We start from the raw sequence: 25,664 nt of genomic DNA on the forward strand, positions 1-25,664 counted from the left end.
GGGTTTACCTCAATTGCATAATCAAGGTCTAGTGGCGATAGCGGAGAGGTCACACCTGTTCCCATGCCGAACACAGCAGTTAAGCTCTCCAGCGCCGATGGTAGTCGGGTTTATCCCCGTGAGAGTAGGACGCCGCTAGGCAATCAAGAAACCCGGAAGTCTTCCAAGGCTTCCGGGTTTCTTTGTATTTTAAAAAAACATGCATACAATGCTATACTATTCATACTTATATATAATCAGTATATGTACTGTAGTTGGAGGTGGATTCTGGTAATGGAAGCTATAACATTCTTAGATGATGATTTTGACATATTTTTAGTCCGGCTGTTAATTGCACTCTTTTTATCTGGATTAATTGGCTTTGAACGGGAGCTGAAAAACCATTCCGCTGGTTTCAGGACTCACATATTAGTCGGAGTAGGAGCGTGTTTAATGATGCTCTTATCCTTATACGGTTTTGAGTCATTTATGGATGCATATAAAAATGTCCGTTTCGACCCTGCAAGGATCCCTTCTTATGTTATCAGTGGTATTGGTTTTCTAGGTGCAGGCACGATCATTGTCAATGGTATGACCATCAAAGGATTAACTACAGCAGCTTCGATATGGACGGTAGCTGCAATAGGATTAGTAATTGGGGCTGGTATGTATGATGCGGCCATTTTAACTACTATCTTAGTGCTGCTCAGCCTGGTAGTGTTAAACCAAATAGAAGAGAAAATAATGGCTGGCCGGGGAAGGAATTTTGTACGTTTGATTGTAGATGAAGAAGTGAATATGGGAGAGGTCGTCGCTACTTTTGATGATTTCGGAATTAACGTGAAACGTTTGTCGATTGAAAACGATCGGACAGGAGAACGCACGCTCTTTATAGAAATGGAAAGAGGACAAAAGTTTGATCAAGCTGTCTTATTTGATTGTCTTTCTAAAATAAATCATGTCAAATTGGTATATGAGCGAAAAACATGACTTTTCATCTTAAGCTGTACTGCATTACTGTAGTACGGCTTTTTTCTACATAATCACCTATAAATCGTTGTTTTAAAATCCCTTGGTTTAGGGGAACATGGATGGTAGGTAAAAATTATAAACTTTTTAGTTGCGTCTCGAAAAATTTTGAGTATAATAAAATTAAAGTCAAAGATAGTCAAAGTCAAAAGAGGAGGAGGGAAGATGCGGAATATATCCGACATCATTGAAGCATATTTAAAACAGATACTTGAGGCTAATCAACAAGAAGTCATTGAGATCAAACGCAGCGAAATAGCAGAACAGTTTCAATGTGTTCCCTCTCAAATCAACTATGTGATTAAGACTAGATTTACTGTGGAAAAAGGTTATATAGTAGAAAGTAAACGTGGCGGCGGAGGTTATATCCGTATAATGCGGGTCAAACATCAGGATGATACGAAACTTTTAGACGAAATTTTAGAAATCATCCAGCCGAAAGTGACGCAGACTGCTGCCATTGACATAATTGAACGATTACTGGAAGACGAAATTATCACGGAGCGGGAAGCTAAGCTGATGGTAAGTGCAATGACTCGTGAGGTGTTGGCATTTCAACTGCCATTACGTGATGAGGTAAGATCGAAAATATTGACTGCGATGTTAACTACCCTGAGGTATAAAATGTCATAAAGGGAAAGGGGAGGAGTTAAGATGGAGTGCCAAGAATGTCATCAACGGCCGGCAACCGTCCATTTGACAAAAGTGATCAATGGAGACAAAACGGAAGTCCACGTATGTGAGCAATGTGCCAAAGAAAAAGGTTATGGCGAAAGTTCTTTTTCATTAAATGACTTACTATCTGGCTTATTCAACTTTGATCATGCATCTTCTCTTGGCAACGGGACAGCGCCGTCGTCCACGCCGCCAGCCCAACAGCTGCAATGCCCTAAATGTGGCATCACCTATCAAGAATTTACGAGAATCGGTAAATTCGGGTGTGCAGAATGTTATAAGACGTTTGATGATAAACTTAATCCGATTTTCCGCCGGGTACACAGTGGCAACACCGAGCATAATGGTAAAATTCCAAAGCGTGAAGGTGGAAACCTTCACTTAAGAAAAGAAGTTGAACAAAAAAAACATCTGTTGCATCAATTAATTGAAAAAGAGGAATTTGAAGAAGCGGCAAAGGTACGTGATCAAATTCGTAAACTGGATAAACAGCTTCAAAATGAGCAAGGGGGGGATGGATGATGTCTCTTCAGAATTTCATGAATGAAGCGATTAGCCCCTGGATGAAAGAAGAAGGTCCTGATAGTGACATTGTTTTAAGTAGTCGGATTAGGCTGGCGAGAAATTTCGCTCAAGTGACTTTTCCGATTATCGCTAAAGAAGAGGACCTGAAACCGATTCTTGATTTTTTTGATCAGGAATTCGCCCATCAATCATTTAAGGAATATAAAAACTTTGAATTAGTGCCAATGAACAATCTTAAACCTATTGAAAAACGGGTATTGGTAGAAAAGCATCTGATCAGTCCTCATCTTGCTGAGCAATCCGACCATTCTGCAGCGTTGATTTCCGAGAATGAGCAGATATCGGTCATGATTAATGAAGAGGATCATCTTCGCATCCAATTATATTACCCCGGCTTTCAATTAGAACAAGCCTTAAAACGGGCTTCAGAACTGGATGACTGGCTGGAAGAAAAAATAAATTATGCATTTGATGAAAAGCGTGGCTATTTGACCGCTTGTCCTACAAATGTTGGCACAGGGATGCGTGCTTCTGTTATGATGCACCTTCCTGCGCTGGCAATGACCCAACAAGTGAACCGTATGATTCCTGCTATCAATCAGCTGGGCCTGGTAGTAAGGGGCATCTATGGAGAAGGAAGCGAAGCTTTAGGCAATATTTTTCAAATTTCCAATCAGATTACCCTTGGTAAATCAGAAGATGATATTGTTGAAGATTTGCAAAGTGTGGTAAGACAGTTGATCGATCAAGAACGGCGGGCACGTGACACATTGATGCAGCGTTCTGGTCTTCAGCTGGAAGACCGGGTGTTCCGTTCTTATGGAGTTCTAAAGAACAGCCGAATTATTGAGTCTAAAGAAGCAGCAAAATGTTTGTCTGATGTTCGTCTTGGTATCGATTTAGGTTTTATTAAGAATATATCTAATAATATATTGAATGAGCTGATGATTTTGACACAACCGGGTTTTTTACAACAATACGCTCAGGAAACACTGACACCGGACCAAAGAGATATACGAAGAGCATCGCTGATACGAGAGCGAATACAACTAGAAAAACAGTAAACTATTAATGAGGAGGTTATGTCCCATGATGTTTGGGCGATTTACAGAAAGAGCACAAAAAGTGTTAGCACTTGCACAAGAAGAAGCAGTACGACTAGGTCATAATAATATTGGAACCGAGCATATCCTTCTAGGTTTAGTACGTGAAGGAGAGGGTATTGCTGCGAAAGCTTTAACCGCATTAGGCTTAGAGGCAGAAAAAATCCAAGGTGAGGTAGAACAGTTGATTGGCCGTGGCGAAAAGGTTTCTCAAACCATTCATTATACACCACGTGCTAAAAAGGTGATCGAATTATCAATGGATGAAGCAAGAAAGCTGGGTCACTCTTACGTTGGAACCGAGCATATCCTTCTAGGATTGATTCGGGAAGGAGAAGGTGTTGCAGCCCGTGTATTGAATAACTTAGGTGTAAGCCTGAATAAGGCTCGTCAGCAAGTTCTGCAGCTGCTGGGCAACAATGAATCATCAAACGGGCAGAACCGCCGAGGCGGTTCCAGCCAGGCTGCCAATGCCAACACACCAACGCTCGATTCTTTGGCCCGGGATTTAACGGCAATTGCTAAAGAAGGAAATATCGATCCGGTCATCGGCCGTGGAAAAGAAATCGAACGTGTCATCCAAGTACTAAGCCGACGTACCAAGAACAATCCAGTTCTTATCGGTGAGCCTGGTGTTGGTAAAACCGCTATAGCAGAAGGATTAGCACAACAGATCATCAGTAATGAAGTTCCTGAGATCCTTCGTGATAAACGAGTGATGACGCTCGATATGGGGACAGTGGTTGCTGGAACTAAATATCGTGGTGAGTTCGAAGACCGTTTGAAAAAAGTGATGGAAGAAATCCGTCAGGCCAACAACATTATTTTATTTATTGACGAATTGCATACGTTGATTGGTGCAGGTGGTGCAGAAGGTGCGATTGATGCTTCTAATATCCTTAAGCCGTCACTGGCTCGCGGAGAATTGCAATGTATCGGTGCCACTACACTGGATGAATATCGTAAATATATCGAGAAGGATGCCGCACTTGAACGACGTTTCCAGCCGATTCAAGTGGATGAGCCGACTTCAGAAGAATCGGTTCAAATTTTACAAGGACTCCGCGACCGCTACGAAGCCCATCATCGAGTAACTATTACGGATGAGGCGATCGAGTCTGCAGTCAAGCTATCTGACCGGTATATTACGGATCGTTTCCTACCGGATAAAGCAATTGACCTGATTGATGAAGCTGCTTCCAAAGTTCGCCTGCAGTCTTATACAGCTCCGCCAAATCTTAAAGAATTGGAGCAAAAACTGGAAGAAGTCCGAAAAGAAAAAGATGCAGCGGTTCAAGGGCAAGAGTTTGAAAAAGCGGCTTCCCTTCGAGATAGTGAACAGCGTCTACGTGATGAACTGGAGCAGACTAAAAATGAATGGAAAGAAAAGCAAGGCCAGGAAAGCTCCGAAGTATCTACAGAAGACATCGCAGCGGTCGTTTCTACCTGGACCGGTGTTCCAGTGTCTAAGCTGGCGAAAGATGAAAGCGAGCGTCTGCTACACATGGAAGATACGCTTCACAAACGTGTAATCGGGCAGGAAGAAGCGGTGAAATCCATTTCCAAAGCCATTCGCCGTGCCCGCGCCGGCTTGAAAGATCCGAAACGTCCGATTGGTTCCTTCATTTTCTTAGGACCGACTGGGGTGGGTAAAACAGAACTTGCCCGCGCTCTTGCTGAAACCATGTTTGGCGACGAGGATGCTATGATCCGCATTGATATGTCTGAATATATGGAAAAACACAGTACGTCTCGTCTGGTAGGTTCACCTCCAGGATATGTCGGCCATGAAGAAGGTGGACAGTTGACAGAAAAAGTTCGCCGTAAGCCATATTCTGTCGTGTTATTGGATGAAATTGAAAAAGCTCATCCAGAAGTGTTCAATATCCTATTACAAGTATTAGAAGATGGACGACTGACAGATTCCAAAGGACGTGTCGTCGACTTCCGTAATACTGTTCTGATTATGACTTCCAACGTAGGCGCCCAAGAGTTGAAACGCAATAAATTCGTTGGGTTCAGTCTGGGCGATGAGGATCAAAGTCATGCTGATATGAAATCTAAAGTTCTGGATGAATTGAAGAAAGCATTCCGTCCAGAATTCTTGAACCGTATTGATGAGACAATTGTCTTCCATTCTCTGGAGAGAAAACACATGACAGACATTGTAACGCTTATGGCTGAGGAGCTGCGTAAGCGTCTCAAAGAACAAGATATTGACTTCACCTTATCTCAAAAGGCAATCGAAAAAATTGCCAGCGAAGGGTTCGATCCAGAATATGGTGCACGTCCTTTGCGCCGTTCGATCCAGAAAAATGTCGAGGATCTATTATCTGAAGAACTATTGAAAGAAAATATTGAAAAAGGGCAGAAAGTAGATATCGATATTAGCGACGAAGATAAATTTGTCGTTCATGCCAAATAACAGTATTTTAAAAATCGGAAGGTGTTTGCCTTCCGATTTTTTTCTGTTTTCGCTATGCTTTCATTATGGATATTTAAAAAAGTTTAGCTTCTATGTAACTTTCTCATAATCATTTTCGTATACAATAATTGAAGTAAGGGGAGATCACCTTGGCAAAAAAGAAAAGTAAATTTGTTTGCCAGGAATGCGGTTATGAATCAGCGAAATGGATGGGCAAATGCCCGGCCTGTCATCAATGGAATACCTTAGTAGAAGAGGTAGTTTCAAAGGATCCATCACGCCACGTATTCCAGGCAGACAGTGGCAGTGGCTCAAAAAAGCCAGAAAAAATCACTGCCATCCATTCTGAAAAAGAGCCCCGCATCACCACCAATATGCCCGAGTTGAATCGTGTGCTCGGCGGCGGGATTGTTCCGGGTTCCCTGGTTTTAATAGGGGGAGATCCGGGAATTGGTAAGTCAACTTTGTTATTGCAAGTATCTTCACAACTAGCCGACAAAGGAATGCCGGTTTTATATATATCCGGGGAGGAATCAGCACGTCAGACAAAATTAAGGGCTGACCGGCTGTCAATTAATTCGGAAGAACTTTACGTCCTCCCGGAAACAAACTTGGTAGAAGTGGTCAATCAGATTGAATCGATTGAACCGAAATTTGTGGTCATCGACTCAATCCAGACGATTTACCGGGAAGAAGTAACCTCCGCTCCAGGCAGTGTTTCCCAAGTTCGTGAATGTACCAGTGAGTTGATGCGAGTGGCAAAAAGTAAAGGAATCCCGATATTTATTGTAGGGCATGTAACAAAAGAAGGTTCCATCGCCGGACCGAGACTGTTAGAACATATGGTAGATGCGGTTTTATATTTTGAAGGGGAACAGCACCACACTTTCCGAATCTTGCGAGGGGTAAAGAATCGTTTTGGCAGTACACATGAGATGGGTATTTTTGAAATGAAAGAAAAGGGATTGGAAGAGGTCGATAATCCTTCGGAAATCTTTTTGGAAGAACGATCCCAGGGTGCTGCCGGATCAACGATTGTAGCTTCCATGGAGGGGACAAGGCCTGTTTTAGTAGAAATTCAAGCGCTCATCTCTCCTACCACTTTCGGAAATCCTAGACGTATGGCTACTGGGCTGGATCACAACCGTGTACCATTACTGATGGCTGTGCTGGAAAAACGGGTAGGTCTCCTCCTGCAGAATCAGGACGCTTATTTAAAGGTAGCGGGTGGAGTGAAGCTGGACGAGCCGGCTATTGATCTGGCTGTCGCTATCAGTATTGCTTCGAGCTTCCGTAATCAGGCTTCTAAAGCTGACGATGTCGTGGTAGGGGAAGTAGGACTGACGGGTGAGATCCGTCGTGTCGCCCGTATTGAACAACGTATACAAGAGGCCGCAAAACTTGGCTTTAAGCGTGTAATCATTCCTCAAAAAAATCTTGATGGCTGGACGCCTCCAGCTAATATTAACGTAATAGGAGTAAACACCGTACAAGAAGCATTAAACGTGACGTTAGGAGAGAGGTAGATGGAATGGCATGAAATGAAAGAGTCCGTAATCGGTGACATACTGCAGTTTGTCGCTCCAGGGACTCCAATTCGTGAAGGGATTGATAATGTCCTGCGAGCGAACACTGGCGGACTGATCGTGGTAGGATATGATGAAAAGATGCAAAATATCGTCGATGGCGGTTTTCATATCCACTCTGTTTTCACCCCTGCCCATTTGTATGAGCTGGCTAAAATGGATGGGGCTATCATACTGGATGATGAAGGCGAATATATTTTATATGCTAACGCTCAATTGATTCCGGATTCTAACATCACTTCTACTGAGACGGGAATGCGACATCGAACTGCTGAACGGGTGGCTAAGCAGACCGGTCATCTGGTCATCGCCATCTCACAGCGGAGAAATGTCATTACCCTGTACAAAGGAAGTTTACGGTATTCGTTAAAAGACATCGGGGTCATATTGACTAAGGCAAACCAAGCCATTCAGACGCTTGAGAAGTATAAAAAAGTACTGGATCAGGGGATTACAAATCTTGGCGCTCTTGAATTCGAAGAGATGGTCACCTTTTCAGAGGTAATTCAGGTCATTCATCGTATTGAAATGGTGCTTCGTATCAAGACAGAGATACTGAATTACGCTAATGAACTGGGAACTGAAGGGCGACTGGTCCAACTGCAATTGACTGAACTGGTGTCCAATATTGAAGAAGAAGCTACACTTCTTCTCAAGGATTACAGTAAAAATCCAGATTATGAACCTTCCTATTTACTGAAGAAAATGCAAGAAGCTACAGATTCTGAATTAATGTCAGGAGAGCAGATTCTTAAACTGCTTGGATACCCTGCTACTCAAAAAATACAGGATTCCATCATACCAAGAGGGTATCGTATTTTGAAAAAGATTCCTCGACTTCCCCCATTGATTATTGAACATCTTGTAGAACGTTTTACGACCCTTAATAATATAGTGATGGCTTCTACTAAAGACTTAGTTAAGGTCGATGGTATTGGTGATGTTCGTGCAAGCAAAATAAGAGATGGCCTGGATCGTGTGCAGGAACAATTGTTTGTAGACAGGCATATTTAAGGTTTGACATACATCTTGTCCGTGTGGTAAAATTTTACGTTAAAAAATTGACTATATTTGTAAATTGTGCTAACTTAGAAAATATATATTTAGTTGAAGATTTCATGGTTATCGTAACCCAATTTTGGTCATACTGTTGGCTAGGAGGTGAACAGAGTGCTTAAAAGAATTGTGCAATTATTTATTATTATTGCAGGTGCTACATTAGGGTATTTGTATATTCCTGACTTGATGAAGCTTTTTACTGACCAGGGCTGGGTACAATCTGCTTATGTGGGCGCTGTTATAGGAGCACTTATATTATTTTTATTAACATTTTGGCTGGTTGATCCTATTGTGAATTTATTAAGGTGGTTTGAAGATACGCTCGTCAAAGCCCCGCTGGCTGATTTGTTATTAGGAAGTTTCGGTTTGATTATCGGTCTGGTTATTGCATTTTTGATCAACATGATTATTCAGGATATCCAAATCCAGGTTGTCAGTCAGGTTGTGCCGATTTTCTTGACCTTTTTCCTTGGGTACTTCGGGTTCCAGGTAGGTTTTAAGCGGAAAGATGAGATACTGGCCTTATTTAATAACACGGGAAAAAGAGAAAAGAAAAGGCCGGAAGAAGAGGGCTGTTCTGATCAGTCTGCAGAGATCCCTAAACCGAAAATATTGGATACAAGTGTGATCATTGATGGACGGATAGCTGATATCTGTCAAACTAGCTTTCTTGAGGGAACGATTGTTATTCCGCAATTTGTGCTCGAAGAGCTCCAGCATATTGCCGACTCTTCTGATGGGTTGAAGCGGAATCGAGGACGACGAGGGCTGGATATACTGAACCGGCTTCAGAAAGATCTGCCTGTCAATGTTGAAATTTATGAAGGCGACTTTGAAGAAATCCAGGAAGTAGACAGTAAACTCGTGAAGCTTGCTAAGGTGATGAATGGGGTTGTCGTCACAAACGATTTTAATTTGAATAAAGTGTGTGAGTTTCAAAACGTGGCAGTATTGAATATCAATGACCTTGCTAATGCCGTCAAGCCCGTTGTACTGCCTGGGGAAGAAATGAAAATCCAGGTGATCAAAGATGGTAAGGAGCAGAATCAGGGAGTGGCATATCTGGATGATGGTACCATGATTGTTGTCGAAGAAGGCAAGAATTACATTGGCGAAACCATCGATGTCATTGTCACCAGTGTCTTACAGACATCCGCCGGGCGGATGATTTTTGCTAAACCTAAACCACTTGAAAAAGCCTTATAAAAAGGGTATAAACAAATAAGGAAAAACAAAAGTGATAACAGATATGTTATCGCTTTTGTTGTTTACAAACGGTTAGGATGGATGCATGATGATCAACTATACAGCCATAGTGCTTGCGGCTGGCCAAGGGAAGCGGATGAAAGCAGGAAGAAATAAACAGTTTCTGCTGCTGGAAGATAAACCGCTGATTATACATACTTTATCTGTTTTCGAAACAGATGAGTGGTGCAAGGAAATCATTTTGGTCATTAATAAAAATGAACAAGAAAGCATGCAGTCTTTGGTCAAGTTCTACCCCTTCCACACAACGATCCGGTTTGCTGAAGGAGGTAAAGAACGTCAGGATAGTGTTTACGAAGGACTCCGGTATGTTTCAGATAAGAGCATTCCTGTCTTCATCCACGATGGAGCCCGGCCTTTTGTAGAACACCAGCATTTGCATGAGTTAGCGGAAATGACACAGCAGCACCAGGCTGCTTTGCTTGCTGTTCCAGTTACAGATACCATCAAGCAGCGGGAGGACAATAAACTGAAGACACTTGAACGGAATAGTTTATGGGCTGCCCAGACACCGCAAAGCTTTTCCTATCCATTGATCTGTCAGGCTCATGAGCAGGCGAAAGCGGCTGGTTATTACGGTACAGATGATGCCTCACTCGTGGAGCGGATGGGGAGAGATGTAGTGGTGGTACAAGGAAGCTATGATAATATGAAATTGACAACACCGGAAGATAAGGTAAAAGCACGGTCGCAGCTGTCAAAATACAACCAGACAGGGGATGAAGGAATGTTTCGGATTGGACAAGGATTTGATGTACATCAATTGGCCGAAGGGAGAAAATGTATCATAGGTGGAGTGGAAATTCCTCATGCTAAAGGCTTGCTTGGACATTCCGATGCAGATGTATTACTCCACACCATTGCTGACGCTTGTTTAGGCGCGATAGGGGAAGGGGATATCGGGAAACATTTCCCTGATACAGATGAAGCGTTCAAGGATGCCGATTCCTCCAAATTGCTTCAACAAGTTTGGGGCCTTGTACAAGAAAAAGGCTATCAACTTGGTAACCTGGATTGTACGGTCATTGCCCAGGCTCCGAAAATGGCCCCATATATTGATGAAATCAGAGAAAATATAGCAGCTTTACTAGCGACGGATATGCCCCGTATTAACGTAAAAGCGACTACTACCGAAAAGTTGGGCTTTCCTGGCAGGGGTGAAGGAATTGCTGCCCAGGCTGTTGTTCTTTTGCAGAATGATAACTAATGAGCAGGAAAAAATGATAAAATAGGACAAGGTAACGAACGTCCTTTAGTGGAGCGGAAATCAGAAAGGGGTAAACATACTATGAGTAACGAAGTACGTGTGCGTTATGCACCAAGTCCAACGGGGCATCTTCATATCGGGAATGCTCGAACAGCATTGTTCAATTATTTATATGCGCGTCATTTAAATGGGAAATTTATTATCCGGGTGGAAGACACGGACGAGAAGCGGAATGTCGAAGGCGGTGAAAAAAGCCAGTTGGATTATTTGAAGTGGCTTGGCATCGAGTGGGATGAAGGTGCCGATATTGGCGGGGAATACGGTCCATACCGCCAAATGGAACGTCTGGATATTTACCGTGAATATATCGATGAACTATTAGAGCGCGACCTTGCATACAAGTGCTATATGACCGCTGAGGAGTTAGAGCAGGAACGTGAAGAGCAGCGTGCTAAAGGTGAAGTGCCTAAATATTCTGGTGCACATGCTAATTTGACCCAGGAACAATGTGAACAATTCGAATCGGAAGGGCGTGAGCCAAGTATCCGACTTCGTGTGCCGAAAGACCATACCTATAAGTTTGATGATATTGTACGTGGTGATATCAGTTTTGACTCCAGTGATTTCGGTGATTGGGTCATCGTGAAGAAAAACGGCATCCCGACATACAATTTCGCTGTTGCTATTGATGATCATTTGATGGGTATTTCTCATGTACTGCGTGGGGAAGAGCATATTTCTAACACACCGAAACAAATGATGGTCTATGATGCTTTCGGATGGGAGCCCCCTAAGTTCGGGCATATGACTTTGATACTGAATGAAAATCGTAAGAAATTGAGTAAGCGCGATGAGCATATTCTGCAATTCATCGAACAGTATAAGAATCTTGGTTATTTGCCAGAAGCATTATTCAATTTCATTACGTTGCTGGGATGGTCTCCAGTAGGGGAAGAAGAAATTTTCACGAAAGACCAATTTATCCAGATGTTCGACCCTGATCGCCTGTCGACTTCACCAGCAGTATTCGATCCGGCTAAGCTGAAATGGATGAACAACCAATACATCAAAGCAGCTGATTTTGACCAGGTGGTCGACCTTACTTTGCCTCATTTGATTCAAGCTGGACGGCTTCCGGAAGATATGGACGGGGAAGAGCGGAAGTGGGCGCTAGAACTAATCAGCCTTTATCATGAACAATTAAGCTACGGTTCTGAAATCGTCGAACTGACAGAGTTATTCTTCAAACAGGAGATAGAGTATGACAGTGAAGCGATGGAAGTACTGGAAGGAGAACAGGTTCCTGAAGTACTGGAAACGTTCAAGCAGAAACTTGCAGAGCTTGAAGAAGTAAACCCTCAGAATATCAAAGCCCAAATCAAAGCGGTACAAAAAGAGACTGGTCACAAGGGTAAAAAGCTATTCATGCCGATCCGTGTTGTTACGACAGGACAGACGCATGGACCAGAACTTCCAGATGCTATTCATTTACTTGGCATCGACACGGTAACGGTACGATTGAACGATGTACTGAAAAAACTAGAAGCCTAATTGATTCACAAAGTATCAGGATTGTAATATAGTAATAATACATTTAAGGCTACGTATGATATAAAACGTTGATGAGGAAAAGTAGAAAACGGACTCCTTACACAGAGATGACCACCATGGCTGAAAGTGGTTTTAAGGGCTGTTTTTGAAATGCCCCTCTGAGTCTTTCGTCGAAATAAGTAGACGGAAGCGGGTTCTCCCGTTACAGGGATCAAGTTGGAGAAAGGTACTTTCTCAAACAGAGTGGAACCGCGTCTGAAGCGTCTCTGTGCTGATAAGCATAGAGGCGCTTTTTTATACTTTAGAAAGTTTAACTTTGTTAAAGGTTTAAAGGCTTTGGCCATAAGTACTTGGCGACAAGCCAAGGTTCTCTTATATTATTTTAGGAGGTCAAGTATGGGGCTGTTCAAGATGTTCAAGGAAGATGTCGAAGTCGTGTTTGATCAAGACCCGGCTGCTCGTACGTATTTTGAAGTCATTCTTACCTATTCCGGGTTGCATGCTATTTGGTCACACAGGGTGGCCCATGCTTGTTATAAGCGGAAGTTTTTCTTCATTGCCCGCGTCATATCCCAGGTAAGCCGTTTCTTTACAGGGATTGAGATACATCCGGGAGCAACGATCGGACGACGCTTTTTCATCGACCATGGTATGGGAGTAGTGATTGGGGAAACCTGTGAAATAGGGGATAATGTGACCATTTTCCAGGGAGTTACTCTTGGCGGGACAGGAAAAGAAAAAGGAAAAAGGCACCCTACACTGTTGGATAATTCTCTTGTTGCCACAGGTGCAAAAGTGCTCGGTTCGATTACGATTGGGGAGAATTCAAAAGTCGGGGCAGGTTCTGTGGTCCTAAAGGATGTACCTGACAATTCTACTGTCGTAGGAATTCCTGGGCGGGTCGTCATCCAGGACGGAATAAAAGTAAGAGAAAAAGACTTGGATCACCATAAGCTTCCTGATCCCGTTTATGATCGGTTGAAGTTGATGGAAGAAGAAATCATGCGGCTAAGAAAACAGATTGACGATAGCGAAGGAGCGATTCACGATGGCACTAAGAATTTATAATACCCTTAAGCGAACCAAAGAGGTATTCACCCCCCTGGAAGAAGGGAAGGTTAAAATGTATGTATGCGGTCCAACCGTATATAACTACATTCATATCGGGAATGCCCGCCCGGCTATCGTATTTGATACAGTGCGCCGGTATTTTGAACATAAAGGGTATGAGGTAGACTACGTCCTCAACTTTACGGATGTTGATGATAAATTGATAAAAGCGGCGAATGAATTGGGAGAAGAAGTGCCGACTATTGCTGACCGGTTCATATCTGCATATAAAGAAGATGTCAAAGCATTCGGAGTTAAAGAGGCGGTCCATCATCCCCGTGTTACAGAGAACATGACAGAAATCATTGCATTTATCGAAGGGCTGATTGAAAAAGGGCATGCTTATGAATCCGGTGGGGATGTCTATTTCAAAACACGTTCCTTTGATGAATATGGTAAGCTTTCACACCAATCGATCGAGGAACTGCGTACCGGCGCAAGAATACAGGTGGGGGAAAAGAAAAAAGACCCTCTCGACTTCACATTGTGGAAGCAGGCAAAGCCAGGAGAGATTTCATGGGACAGCCCATGGGGTAAAGGCCGTCCTGGCTGGCACATCGAATGCTCGACGATGGCTAAAAAGTATTTAGGAGAAACGATCGATATTCATGCCGGCGGCCAAGACTTGACTTTCCCTCACCACGAAAATGAAATCGCTCAATCGGAAGCCCATAATTGCCAGACATTCGCTAATTACTGGATGCACAACGGATATATTAACGTGGAGAATGAAAAGATGTCCAAGTCGTTAGGGAATTTCGTCCTGGCCCATGACTTGATTCAAAAGCACGATCCTAACATCATTCGTTTCTTTATGTTGAGTGTCCATTATCGGCATCCGATCAACTTCAGCGATGCGTTATTAGAAGGGGCGAAAAGCAGTTTTGACCGAATCCGAAATGCTTATGAAAATCTGCAGCACCGTAAGAGAGCGAGTGTAGATTTGCAGGACCACAACGAATGGCTGGGTAAAGTGAACGATCATAAACAGCGGTTTGAAGAAGAAATGGACGATGATTTCAACACGGCAAATGCGATCTCTGTTCTGTTTGATTTGACGAAAGATGCCAACCTTTACTTACAGTCGCAGCAAACTTCCACAGAAGTAGTGGAAGCATTCGAGGAAGCACTTGTTAATCTTACAGGAATCCTGGGTATTGAGTTGAAACAGGAAGAATTGGTCGATGAAGAAATCGAAGCGTTGATTCAAAAACGTATCGAGGCCAGAAAGAATCGTAATTTTGAACTTGCCGATCAAATCCGAGATGACTTGAAAGCAAGGAATATCATTTTGGAAGATACTCCGCAAGGCACACGCTGGAAACGAGGTTGAACGATGGCAGGGATAGAAGTAAAGCAAATGAAAAGCCTTGCCCTTGCCTATATGGGTGATGCCGTATATGAAATGTATGTACGGCATCACTTGTTAAAGCAGGGAGCTGTGATGCCTAATCAGTTGCATCGCTCCGCAGTCCGCTTTGTTGCTGCTACATCTCAGGCTTCGGTTGTACAAGCCTGGCTTACAGGTGATTTTTTGACAGAAGAAGAACAAGCGGTTGTAAGAAGAGGGAGAAATGCAAAATCGGGTACCATTCCAAAAAATACCGATGTGCAAACCTATCGGTACAGTACAGGATTTGAAGCACTGCTAGGTTACCATTATTTAGCGGAAAATACAGGCCGGCTGGAAGACTTGGTGACGGATGCTATCCGGCAAGTAGAAGAAAGGAGTTGAGAATATGAGTGAGGAATGGATTATTGGAAAAAACCCTGTTTTTGAAGCGTTGAAATCAGGGCGTACCATAAATAAAGTGTTTGTTTCTGATCAGTTGCAGCATCAAGCTTTTCAAAAAATTCAGCGTCTTGCCAAAGAGAATGGGGCACTGGTTCAAAAGGTACCTAGAAAGAAGATCGACCAACTGGTAGATGGAAACCACCAGGGGGTTGCCGCTTCTGTCGCAGCCTATGATTACAGTTCGTTAGATGATTTATTTGCAAAAGCGGAATCGTTGGGAGAAGCGCCTTTTTTCATCATCCTGGATGAAATTTCCGATCCCCACAACCTTGGCTCTGTTCTTAGAACTGCTGATGCGGTCGGGGCCCATGGCGTGATTATTCCAAAACGTCGTTCTGTCGGATTGACAGCTACCGTAGCAAAAACGTCGGCAGGAGCGATTGAGTACATTCCGGTTGCCCGTGTGACCAATCTATCGCGGACCATCGATGAATTGAAGGAGCGGCATGTATGGGTGGCCGGTACTGATGCGGAAGGGACAGAAGATTATCGCCAATTAGATGGTGAGATGGCGATCACGCTAGTAATTGGGAGTGAAGGTAAAGGGGTCAGCCGTATTATCAAAGAAAAGTGCGACTGGACAATTCAGCTTCCGATGAGAGGGAAAGTAACTTCGTTGAATGCCTCCGTAGCTGCATCTCTGCTGATGTACGAAGTCTATCGTAAAAGAAACCCTTTAGGTAGATAACTATGATTGTATTACTTGTAGATGGGTATAACATGATAGGGGCCTGGCCAGAACTGAAGAAATTTAAAGATAAAGACCTCTCCCAGGCCCGGGATTTGTTGATTGACATGTTGGCTGAGTATCAATCATATACCGGCGATCGTGTCATCATCGTATTTGATGCCTATCATGTAAGGGGACTCGCAAACAATGAAAAAAGCCATCGCGTTGAAGTGATTTTCACGCGGGAAAATGAAACAGCTGATGAACGGATTGAGAAACTGGCAGGCGATCTGAATGACGTCAGGACACAAGTTTATGTCGCCACCTCCGATTATGCGGAACAACGGACAATTTTCGGACAGGGCGCCTTAAGGAAGTCGGCGAGGGAGCTTTATATTGAAGTGAAAAATATCGAAAAAAGCATAGAAAAGGATGTAGAATCCCATAAACAAATTAAATATCAGCCGAAGATTCCGATAAAAAAAGAGGTGCTGGATGTGTTTGAGAAGTGGCGCCGAGGTGATAAATGAGCCAAGAGCCTTGTTGACGTTTTGGAAAGGCTTACTGTATAATATTTCTATATTCAGGGCACTACGGGTCGGGGGGAATCCTGAGTGAGCATCGTTCAAAAAGAGTTGGACATCTATGATTATGAAAAGCTGGAAGATGAAGAAATTATTGAACGGATCAACGAGGGTCAAAGCCAGGCGCTCGATTATCTGATCAATAAGTACAAAAACTTCGTCCGTGCAAAAGCCCGGACCTATTTTCTGATTGGTGCAGATCGTGAGGATATTGTGCAGGAAGGAATGATCGGTCTTTATAAAGCTATTCGAGATTATAAAGAAGACAAGCTTTCATCATTTAAAGCCTTCGCTGAGTTATGTGTCACCCGCCAAATCATCACCGCTATCAAAACTGCCACCCGTCAAAAACATATTCCGCTGAATTCGTATGTTTCTTTGGACAAGCCTATTTATGATGAAGAATCCGACCGTACCCTATTGGACGTCATTGCCGGGTCAAAAGCAATTGACCCGCAAGAATTAATTATCAATAAGGAAAGATTCGGAGACATGGAAGATAAAATTTCAGAATTGTTAAGCGACTTGGAGAGGAAAGTGCTGACCCTTTATTTGGACGGCAGATCTTATCAGGAAATTTCCGCTGAATTGGACAGGCACGTGAAATCGATCGATAATGCCTTGCAGCGAGTGAAGCGAAAGTTAGAGAAGTACCTGGAAGTAGCTGAAATCATATTATAATCCTGCATTGACATGCCTTGACAAGCGTGCTACATTTATGAGAGTGAAAAAATCCTCTTAGTCTAGGGGTGTATCATGAGAAAAAAAGTAGTCTTAGCCTGTACTGAGTGTATGAGTAGAAATTATAGTTCTTATAAAAATACGTCGAACCAGGCGGAACGGCTTGAGGTTCGCAAATTTTGTAAAAAATGCGGTAAACATACATTGCATCGAGAAACAAAATAGAGAAAGAAGCCGACAGGCGCAACGTTGGGGGAGGTTTAGCATGTTTAAGTTCTTAAAGAACGTGTCGCGTGAAATGCAGAAGGTCAGCTGGCCAAAAGGTCAGGAGCTTGTGCGCTACACAATTACTGTGTTAACCACGGTGGCATTTGTTTCTGTATTCTTCGCGGTTGTTGACTTGGGCATTTCTTGGGGTCTTGAATTCTTCTTCCCTGAATAATGCCGTCGGATTTATGCTATAATGGTGAATAAGATTTACGTTTAAAAACCCGTTCCGCGGGTTTTTTCAATGCTTGAATTTTTAAGATAAGGGAGGGAAGGGCAAGGAGCTTGTCCTGTATACATGGAAAAAAGATGGTATGTGGTTCACACCTATTCCGGTTACGAAAATAAAGTAAAAACGAATTTAGAAAAACGCGTCGAGTCAATGGGGATGGAAGATAAAATCTTTCGTGTCCTAGTGCCAGAAGACGAAGAAACAGAAATTAAAAATGGGAAACGCAAGGTTTCGAAGAAGAAGGTGTTCCCTGGTTATGTGTTAGCTGAAATGGTGATGACCGATGATTCATGGTACGTTGTCCGTAATACTCCTGGTGTAACCGGGTTTGTCGGATCCACAGGCTCCGGATCAAAGCCGACCCCTCTTTTGCCTGAAGAAGTAGAGACAGTGTTGAAGCGGATGGGAATGAAAGAGCCGGTAACCGACATCGATTTTGAATTGAAGGAAAGTGTCCAAGTGACAGACGGACCTTTCGCTAATTTCACTGGCACGATTGAGCACATTGATTTGGATAAACAAAAGGTAAAAGTCCACGTCAACATGTTCGGGCGGGAGACACCAGTGGAATTGGACTTCTCGCAAATTGAAAAATTATAACTCCCCCCTTGCAAACAGGTCGTAAAGATGCTAAAATTTTTATGTTCTTTATGTGCCTCGAACAAAGAGGAAGTTAACATATTGTAATTTTGAGTGGGAGGGCATCGCCCCATTACCACATCACGGACTTAAGGAGGTGTGTCTCGTGGCTAAAAAAGTAATCAAAGTAGTAAAACTTCAAATCCCTGCAGGTAAAGCGAACCCAGCACCACCTGTTGGACCAGCACTAGGTCAAGCGGGTATCAATATCATGGGTTTCTGTAAGGAGTTCAACGCTCGCACACAAGAACAAGCGGGAATGATCATTCCAGTTGAGATCACGGTATTTGAAGACCGTTCATTTACATTCATTACGAAAACTCCGCCAGCTGCAGTGCTTCTTAAGAAAGCAGCGGGCATTGATACTGCGTCAGGCGAACCGAACCGCAACAAAGTTGCGACGCTCAATCGTGACAAAGTAAGAGAGATTGCAGAAACTAAAATGCCTGACTTGAATGCTGCTGACGTTGAAGCTGCTATGCGTATGGTAGAAGGTACAGCGCGTAGTATGGGTATCGTTATCGAAGACTAATCCCACAGCGTCGCTCTATTGGAGTAAAAGGTTGCGAGAATGGAGCTTGTTTTCATTCCGCAACCTTTATTCGTGGGAGGTATAACCGTTAAAACCACAACGAGGAGGAAATAATAATGGCTAAACAAAGCAAAAGGTATCAAGAAGCTCAAAAGCTTGTTGATCGTGAAAAAGCATATGAAGTGAAAGAAGCAGTCGAATTAGTGAAAGAAACTTCTAAAGCGAAATTTGATGAAACAGTAGAAGCTGCTTTCCGTCTGGGAGTAGATCCTAAGAAAGCAGACCAGCAAATCCGCGGTGCGATGGTTCTGCCGCATGGTACTGGTAAAACGCAACGTGTCCTTGTTTTCGCTAAAGGTGAGAAAGCAAAAGAAGCGGAAGCTGCTGGTGCTGATTATGTAGGCGATCAAGATATGATCAACAAAATCAACCAGGGCTGGTTCGACTTTGACGTAGTCGTAGCTACTCCAGACATGATGGCTGAAGTAGGTAAATTAGGACGCGTGCTTGGACCAAAAGGTCTAATGCCTAACCCTAAGACTGGTACAGTCACTTTTGAAGTAGAAAAAGCTGTCCAGGAAATCAAAGCAGGTAAAGTGGAATACCGTGTTGATAAATCCGCGAATATCCACGTGCCGATCGGGAAAGTTTCTTTTGATACAGATAAGCTGGTTGAAAACTTTGAAGCCATCACAGATACTCTTGTAAAAGCGAAGCCGCAAGCTGCTAAGGGAACTTATATGAAGAATTCCGCTATTGCTTCTACAATGGGACCTGGAATCAAAGTAGACGTCTCCAGCTATATCCGTAAATAATTTGCTGTTGACTTTTTAAAGCATAACAAATATAATAAATGATGTTGTTTAAATAAATACGTTATACCGTAGACAGTAGGTGCGCGCTGGCGCTTAATTTCCTACCGAGGTGTGTGAATAAACGAAACGATTGTTCGTATGTCGTTTCTCACCAAAGCCTCCATGTCTACATGGGGGCTTTTTTCATCTTTAACCCTTGCCGTTTAAAAATGGATTGGGCACCTGGCGGTATGATGAAAAGTCAATAGGAGGTGGAATGATGAGCAAAATTATCGAGCACAAAAAACAGATTGTATCTGAAATTGCTGACAAGCTTCGCAATAGTAAATCTACCATCCTTGTAGATTACCGCGGACTTGATGTTGCAGAAGTGACTGAGCTTCGCCAGCAGCTTCGTGAAGCAGGCGTTGATTTCAAAGTGTATAAAAACACAATGACTCGCCGTGCTACTGAAGAAGCAGAGCTATCAGAGCTTAATGAAACATTGGTGGGCCCTACGGCTATTGCTTTCAGTGATGAGGATGTAGTAGCACCTGCCAAAATCCTTAACAACTTCGCTAAGGATCATGATGCACTCGAAATCAAAGGCGGTGTCATCGAAGGTAACGTAGCTAGCCTTGAGCAAATCAAGGAACTTGCAGATCTTCCAAACTACGAAGGTCTTGTATCTATGCTACTCAGCGTGCTTCAAGCACCTGTGCGCAACTTCGCTTACGTTACAAAAGCAGTTGCCGAGCAAAAAGAAGAACAAGGCGCTTAATAGCGTTTTCTGGTTACGATTAAATTATAAAACAAACAATTTTAAGGAGGAACTTAATCATGAGTCATGAACAAATTATTGAAGCGATTAAAGAAATGTCAGTTCTTGAGCTTAACGATCTAGTTAAAGCTATTGAAGAAGAATTCGGAGTAACTGCTGCAGCACCAGTTGCAGTCGGTGGCGGCGGTGCAGCAGAAGCAGAGGAAGAGCAAACAGAATTCGACGTAGTTCTTGAGAGCGCTGGAAGCTCCAAGATCAAAGTTGTTAAAGCTGTTCGCGAAATCACTGGTCTTGGTCTTAAAGATGCGAAAGACCTAGTTGATAACGCTCCTGGCGCTATCAAAGAAGGCATTTCTAAGGAAGATGCTGAAGAAATCAAAGGTAAGCTAGAAGAAGCAGGCGCTTCTGTAGAAGTTAAGTAATTTCATGCTTGAGAGGTAAAGCTCGCTGTTCATCGGCGAGCTTTCTTTTTCTTATACTATAGTGGAGCTTAACATGGTTAAAGGAATATAGCATAAGGAAAACTAAGACCTTCGCCATAAGTATCTGGCGATAACCCGAGCCGGGTTTTGCTAAAACGTAATTATCTATTCCAGTAAGAAGCAGGTGCATGAAAATGACCGAACACTATTATTCCAATAAAACTGATGCTCCCAGTGAGGAGCGCACATGGGAATATACGCTCAAAGGAGAGACTTTGCGTTTTACCACGGATAATGCAGTTTTTTCAAAAAAGGAAGTAGACTTTGGTTCCCGTGTTTTAATCGAAGCTTTTCGAGCTCCGGAAGTCGATGGCGGCTTTTTGGATTTAGGCTGTGGCTATGGAGCGATTGGTTTGACTCTGGCAAAAGTCCACCCCGGACGGAAGGTTTATATGGTAGATATAAACGAACGGGCGGTGGAGTTGTCAAGGAAAAATGCGGAGCAAAATGAGATATCCAATGTAGTGGTTGAAGTCAGCGACCGTATAAGCAATGTTCAAGATGTTACATTTGCAGCAGTCTTGACCAACCCTCCTATTCGAGCAGGGAAGAAAGTGGTTCATGCCATGTTTGAAGACGCTTATCGATCTCTGGTGGATAAGGGAGAGCTCTGGGTGGTCATTCAGAAAAAACAAGGTGCTCCTTCTGCACGCAAAAAACTGGAAGAATTATTTAGTGAGGTAGAAGTAGTAGACAAGCAAAAAAGATATTACATCTTCCGAGCTAAAAAGGTTTGACTGGGTTAATCGTTTATGCTATTATTGGAAAATGCCTATATATGCACTCCTATGTCAAGGGTTTTTTTCGCATTTTATGTATAAATTTAGTGAACGCGGTTCACAATGGTAAAATCGAAGAAAACAATAGGGTGAAATACGGTTTTTTTCTATGATAGAAGAACGTTTCTTTTTTGTCTAACGTTAGAGAGAAATGAAGTTTTCTGTTTTTAGATCCCATCCGCTTTCGCGGGTGACTATATATATCAGCTTGTGGTCGACATTAGCTTCCATAAGCTTGTTCGGCATGTCTGCCGGACCCTTTTTACGTAAGATTGAAAGTGGGAAGTACAGAATGTTGCTCAAAACTATTCGAGTAGCTGAAACACTTCCGCTTTTATTATTAAAATGCTTGATTTGAGGGGTGAAGCAGTTGACAGGTCAACTAGTTCAGTATGGACGACACCGCCAACGCAGAAGTTATGCGCGCATCAGTGAAGTACTAGAATTACCTAACTTGATTGAAATTCAGACCGCTTCTTATGAGTGGTTCTTAGAGGAAGGTCTGAAAGAAATGTTTCAGGATATTTCTCCAATCGAGGATTTCACCGGTAATCTATCGTTGGAATTTGTAGATTATAGTTTAGGGGAGCCTAAATATCCTGTAGACGAATCGAAAGATAGAGACGTCACCTACAATGCTCCTTTGCGAGTGAAGGTTCGTTTGTTGAATAATGAAACAGGCGAGGTAAAAGAGCAGGAAGTATTCATGGGTGATTTCCCATTGATGACAGATACAGGTACATTTGTCATTAATGGTGCAGAGCGTGTTATCGTATCACAGCTTGTCCGCTCACCAAGCGTATATTTCAATAAAAAAATTGATAAAAACGGTAAAAAAGGCTATACGGCCACCGTCATTCCAAACCGTGGTGCATGGTTAGAGTTCGAAACGGATGCAAAGGATGTCGTCCACGTTCGTATCGACCGTACTCGAAAGCTGCCAATTACGGTTCTTTTGCGTGCGCTCGGCTTTGGTACAGACCAGGAAATCATTGACCTTATCGGAGACAATGAATATCTGAAAAACACATTAGAAAAAGACAACACCGAGAATAGCGAAAAAGCGCTTCTTGAAATCTATGAGCGTCTTCGCCCTGGTGAACCGCCAACGGTTGAAAATGCGAAGAGTTTACTGGTTTCCAGATTCTTTGATCCGAAGCGTTATGACCTTGCTCGTGTTGGTCGCTATAAAATGAACAAAAAGCTTCATATTAAAAATCGTTTGTTCAACCAAACATTAGCAGAAACTTTAGTAGACGAAGAAACTGGTGAAGTTTTAGCTGATAAAGGGGACAAAATTGATCGTCGTTTATTGAACAAACTACTTCCTTATTTGGAAGGTCAGGATGAAAATACTGGAGAAGAGATTCTCGAACCTCATGAAGGGGTACTGGAAGACCCGATCAAGGTACAATCCATCAAGATTGTCGATCCTACCGATCCGGAAGGGGAACGGTCTATTAATGTAATCGGCAACTCTAATATCGATAAAACTGTCAAAAACATCACTCCTGCTGATATCCTTTCTTCCATCAGTTATTTCTTCAACTTGCTTCACCAGGTTGGGGATACCGATGATATTGACCATTTAGGAAACCGCCGCTTGCGTTCAGTCGGTGAGTTGCTGCAAAACCAATTCCGTATCGGGTTGTCTCGTATGGAGCGTGTGGTTCGTGAACGTATGTCTATCCAGGACACGTCTTCGATTACACCGCAGCAGTTGATCAACATCCGTCCGGTCATTGCATCAATCAAAGAGTTTTTCGGAAGCTCGCAGCTTTCTCAATTTATGGATCAGACCAACCCATTAGCAGAGCTTACGCATAAACGCCGTTTGTCTGCACTTGGACCAGGTGGTTTGACGCGTGAACGTGCCGGCTTTGAAGTCCGTGACGTCCACTATTCTCACTATGGACGTATGTGTCCAATCGAAACACCAGAGGGACCGAACATTGGTCTGATCAACTCGCTTTCATCTTATGCGAAGGTGAACGAGTTCGGATTTATTGAAACACCATACCGTAGAGTCGATCCAGATACCAATAAGGTTACTGCTCAAATCGACTACTTGACTGCCGATGAAGAAGATAACTACGTGGTTGCCCAGGCAAATGCTAAGCTGGAAGAGGACGGATCTTTCACAGATGCAGAGGTTATTGCCCGTTTCCGTGGTGAAAACACAGTCGTCAGTCGTGACCGTCTTGATTACATGGACGTATCACCGAAGCAGGTCGTTTCTGCTGCGACAGCATGTATTCCTTTCTTGGAGAATGATGACTCCAACCGTTCCTTGATGGGTGCGAACATGCAGCGTCAGGCAGTACCATTGTTGAACCCGGATTCGCCAATCGTCGGAACCGGCATGGAATATGTGAATGGTAAAGACTCAGGTGCGGCAGTTATCAACCGTCATGAAGGGATCGTTGAACGAGTGGAAGCGAAAGAGATCCACGTACGTCGCATCTCTGAAATTGATGGTAAAGAAGTAGAGGGCGACCTGGATCGTTACCGTCTGCAAAAATTCATTCGTTCCAACCAGGGAACTTGCTATAACCAGCGTCCAATCGTATCTAAAGGAGACCGTGTGACAAAGGGAGAAATTCTCGCTGATGGTCCTTCCATGGATAAAGGGGAACTAGCCCTGGGTCAGAACCCGCTGGTAGCCTTCATGACATGGGATGGTTATAACTACGAGGATGCGGTCATCATGAGTGAACGTCTGGTGAAAGATGATGTTTATACTTCTGTTCATATTGAAGAGTATGAGTCAGAAGCTCGTGATACGAAGCTCGGACCAGAAGAAATCACACGCGACATCCCGAACGTCGGGGAAGAAGCGTTAAAAGACTTAGACTCTCGCGGTATCATCCGTGTCGGTGCTGAAGTCAGTGATGGTGATTTATTAGTAGGTAAAGTTACTCCTAAAGGGGTAACGGAGCTATCTGCGGAAGAACGTCTATTACATGCGATTTTCGGGGAAAAGGCCCGTGAAGTTCGCGATACCTCTCTCCGTGTACCCCATGGTGCAGGTGGTATAGTGTTAGACGTGAAAATCTTCAACCGTGAAGACGGAGACGAACTTCCTCCTGGTGTTAACCAGCTGGTTCGTGTCTATATCGTACAGAAGCGTAAAATCTCTGAAGGGGACAAGATGGCCGGACGACATGGTAATAAAGGTGTCATCTCCAAAATCTTGCCTGAAGAAGATATGCCATTCCTTCCAGATGGCACACCAGTCGATGTCATGTTGAACCCACTTGGTGTTCCTTCTCGTATGAATATCGGTCAGGTGCTTGAATTGCACTTGGGAATGGCTGCTCGTCAGCTAGGCATCAAAGTAGCGACGCCAGTCTTTGACGGGGCGCGTGAAGAAGATGTTTGGGAAACACTTGAAGAAGCGGGAATGCCGCGTGACGCGAAGACCATCCTTTATGATGGACGCACAGGTGAACCTTTCGATAACCGTATATCTGTCGGTGTCATGTATATGATCAAACTGGCACACATGGTTGATGACAAACTCCATGCTCGTTCTACCGGACCGTACTCCTTGGTTACACAACAGCCATTAGGTGGTAAAGCACAGTTTGGTGGACAGCGTTTCGGTGAGATGGAGGTATGGGCGCTGGAAGCATACGGTGCAGCATATACCCTTCAAGAAATTCTTACCGTCAAATCGGATGATGTTGTCGGTCGTGTCAAGACTTATGAAGCTATCGTCAAAGGTGAAAATGTTCCAGAACCTGGTGTACCAGAATCCTTCAAAGTTCTAATCAAAGAGCTGCAAAGCTTAGGTATGGACGTGAAGATCCTGGCAGGTGACGAATCAGAGATCGAAATGAGAGATATTGAAGAAGAAGAAACAAAAGCTTCTGAAAATTTGAATCTCGACCCGGAAGAATAAAAACTCTTA

25 protein-coding genes, 1 rRNA gene and 2 other annotated features are annotated in these 25,664 nt (G+C 43.3%); all 26 genes read left to right on the top strand.

The genetic code is table 11. The annotated features are described in order from the left end of the window. The first annotated feature begins 27 nt into the window (after positions 1–27). The 26 genes from rrf (at position 28) to rpoB (ending at position 25,655) form a co-directional block, all read left to right on the top strand. Positions 28–141, top strand: a 5S ribosomal RNA gene (rrf, locus tag BLV00_RS20090). A gap of 132 nt (positions 142–273) precedes the next feature. Then, a complete protein-coding gene (locus BLV00_RS20095) occupies positions 274–969 on the top strand; it encodes an MgtC/SapB family protein (protein WP_093046720.1) in 696 nt (231 codons plus the stop codon). A 204-nt stretch (positions 970–1,173) separates the two neighbouring features. Continuing rightward, positions 1,174–1,641, top strand: coding sequence for a CtsR family transcriptional regulator (locus BLV00_RS20100; protein WP_093046721.1), 468 nt, complete (start codon positions 1,174–1,176; stop codon positions 1,639–1,641). 21 nt (positions 1,642–1,662) lie between these two features. Continuing rightward, positions 1,663–2,205, top strand: a complete 543-nt coding sequence (gene mcsA, locus BLV00_RS20105) for a protein-arginine kinase activator protein McsA (RefSeq protein WP_093046722.1) — start codon at positions 1,663–1,665, stop codon at positions 2,203–2,205. Next, on the top strand, positions 2,205–3,272 hold the full coding sequence (mcsB, locus tag BLV00_RS20110; RefSeq protein WP_093046768.1) for a protein-arginine kinase McsB: 1,068 nt from the start codon (positions 2,205–2,207) through the stop codon (positions 3,270–3,272). The genes mcsA and mcsB overlap by 1 nt, the downstream gene beginning before the upstream one ends. Positions 3,273–3,297: 25 nt before the next feature. Further along, complete coding sequence (gene clpC / locus BLV00_RS20115) at positions 3,298–5,736, top strand: ATP-dependent protease ATP-binding subunit ClpC (RefSeq protein WP_093046723.1); 2,439 nt, start codon at positions 3,298–3,300, stop codon at positions 5,734–5,736. A gap of 149 nt (positions 5,737–5,885) precedes the next feature. Continuing rightward, a complete protein-coding gene (radA, locus tag BLV00_RS20120; protein WP_093046724.1) occupies positions 5,886–7,262 on the top strand; it encodes a DNA repair protein RadA in 1,377 nt (458 codons plus the stop codon). Beyond that, positions 7,263–8,336 carry a DNA integrity scanning diadenylate cyclase DisA gene (gene disA / locus BLV00_RS20125; protein WP_093046725.1) on the top strand — a complete coding sequence of 358 codons (1,074 nt, stop codon included), beginning with the start codon at positions 7,263–7,265 and terminating at the stop codon, positions 8,334–8,336. Positions 8,337–8,492: 156 nt separating this feature from the next. Further along, positions 8,493–9,587: a PIN/TRAM domain-containing protein gene (locus tag BLV00_RS20130; RefSeq protein WP_093046726.1), complete on the top strand. Its 1,095-nt coding sequence runs from the start codon at positions 8,493–8,495 to the stop codon at positions 9,585–9,587. Positions 9,588–9,675: 88 nt separating this feature from the next. Next, on the top strand, positions 9,676–10,854 hold the full coding sequence (gene ispD, locus BLV00_RS20135; protein WP_093046727.1) for a 2-C-methyl-D-erythritol 4-phosphate cytidylyltransferase: 1,179 nt from the start codon (positions 9,676–9,678) through the stop codon (positions 10,852–10,854). Between the two features lie 81 nt (positions 10,855–10,935). Beyond that, positions 10,936–12,405, top strand: a complete 1,470-nt coding sequence (gene gltX / locus BLV00_RS20140) for a glutamate--tRNA ligase (RefSeq protein ID WP_093046728.1) — start codon at positions 10,936–10,938, stop codon at positions 12,403–12,405. Between the two features lie 59 nt (positions 12,406–12,464). After that, positions 12,465–12,676, top strand: a binding site (T-box leader). Positions 12,677–12,807: 131 nt separating this feature from the next. After that, positions 12,808–13,473: a serine O-acetyltransferase gene (cysE, locus tag BLV00_RS20145; RefSeq protein ID WP_093046769.1), complete on the top strand. Its 666-nt coding sequence runs from the start codon at positions 12,808–12,810 to the stop codon at positions 13,471–13,473. Continuing rightward, the gene (cysS, locus tag BLV00_RS20150) at positions 13,454–14,848 is read left to right on the top strand and encodes a cysteine--tRNA ligase (protein ID WP_093046729.1); all 1,395 of its coding nucleotides are present in this window, start codon (positions 13,454–13,456) and stop codon (positions 14,846–14,848) included. Before cysE ends, cysS begins: the two co-directional genes overlap by 20 nt. A 3-nt stretch (positions 14,849–14,851) precedes the next feature. Next, the gene (locus BLV00_RS20155; protein ID WP_093046730.1) at positions 14,852–15,250 is read left to right on the top strand and encodes a Mini-ribonuclease 3; all 399 of its coding nucleotides are present in this window, start codon (positions 14,852–14,854) and stop codon (positions 15,248–15,250) included. 4 nt (positions 15,251–15,254) lie between these two features. Further along, complete coding sequence (rlmB, locus tag BLV00_RS20160) at positions 15,255–15,998, top strand: 23S rRNA (guanosine(2251)-2'-O)-methyltransferase RlmB (RefSeq protein WP_093046731.1); 744 nt, start codon at positions 15,255–15,257, stop codon at positions 15,996–15,998. A 2-nt stretch (positions 15,999–16,000) separates the two neighbouring features. Next, positions 16,001–16,510 (top strand): NYN domain-containing protein, encoded by a 510-nt coding sequence (locus BLV00_RS20165; RefSeq protein ID WP_093046732.1) that lies wholly within the window; start codon positions 16,001–16,003, stop codon positions 16,508–16,510. Between the two features lie 84 nt (positions 16,511–16,594). Continuing rightward, positions 16,595–17,245, top strand: coding sequence for an RNA polymerase sporulation sigma factor SigH (gene sigH, locus BLV00_RS20170; protein ID WP_093046733.1), 651 nt, complete (start codon positions 16,595–16,597; stop codon positions 17,243–17,245). A gap of 75 nt (positions 17,246–17,320) precedes the next feature. Further along, positions 17,321–17,470, top strand: coding sequence for a 50S ribosomal protein L33 (rpmG, locus tag BLV00_RS20175; protein ID WP_093046734.1), 150 nt, complete (start codon positions 17,321–17,323; stop codon positions 17,468–17,470). Positions 17,471–17,510: 40 nt separating this feature from the next. Then, entirely contained in the window at positions 17,511–17,687 is a 177-nt protein-coding gene (gene secE / locus BLV00_RS20180) for a preprotein translocase subunit SecE (protein ID WP_028781698.1), read from the top strand. A 123-nt stretch (positions 17,688–17,810) separates the two neighbouring features. Then, positions 17,811–18,344, top strand: coding sequence for a transcription termination/antitermination protein NusG (gene nusG / locus BLV00_RS20185; protein WP_093046735.1), 534 nt, complete (start codon positions 17,811–17,813; stop codon positions 18,342–18,344). A 145-nt stretch (positions 18,345–18,489) separates the two neighbouring features. Next, positions 18,490–18,915: a 50S ribosomal protein L11 gene (gene rplK, locus BLV00_RS20190; protein WP_028781700.1), complete on the top strand. Its 426-nt coding sequence runs from the start codon at positions 18,490–18,492 to the stop codon at positions 18,913–18,915. 116 nt (positions 18,916–19,031) lie between these two features. Next, positions 19,032–19,730 carry a 50S ribosomal protein L1 gene (rplA, locus tag BLV00_RS20195; protein ID WP_093046736.1) on the top strand — a complete coding sequence of 233 codons (699 nt, stop codon included), beginning with the start codon at positions 19,032–19,034 and terminating at the stop codon, positions 19,728–19,730. Positions 19,731–19,778: 48 nt separating this feature from the next. Further along, positions 19,779–19,923, top strand: a sequence feature (ribosomal protein L10 leader region). A 66-nt stretch (positions 19,924–19,989) separates the two neighbouring features. After that, positions 19,990–20,490, top strand: a complete 501-nt coding sequence (gene rplJ / locus BLV00_RS20200) for a 50S ribosomal protein L10 (protein WP_093046737.1) — start codon at positions 19,990–19,992, stop codon at positions 20,488–20,490. A 59-nt stretch (positions 20,491–20,549) separates the two neighbouring features. Further along, positions 20,550–20,912 (top strand): 50S ribosomal protein L7/L12, encoded by a 363-nt coding sequence (gene rplL / locus BLV00_RS20205; protein ID WP_093046738.1) that lies wholly within the window; start codon positions 20,550–20,552, stop codon positions 20,910–20,912. Positions 20,913–21,106: 194 nt separating this feature from the next. Further along, positions 21,107–21,709: a class I SAM-dependent methyltransferase gene (locus BLV00_RS20210; protein ID WP_093046770.1), complete on the top strand. Its 603-nt coding sequence runs from the start codon at positions 21,107–21,109 to the stop codon at positions 21,707–21,709. A 412-nt stretch (positions 21,710–22,121) separates the two neighbouring features. Then, a complete protein-coding gene (gene rpoB, locus BLV00_RS20215; RefSeq protein WP_093046739.1) occupies positions 22,122–25,655 on the top strand; it encodes a DNA-directed RNA polymerase subunit beta in 3,534 nt (1,177 codons plus the stop codon). Positions 25,656–25,664 lie beyond the last annotated feature (9 nt).

Source organism: Thalassobacillus cyri, from assembly GCF_900107755.1.
GTDB classification, from domain to species: domain Bacteria; phylum Bacillota; class Bacilli; order Bacillales; family Halobacillaceae; genus Thalassobacillus; species Thalassobacillus cyri.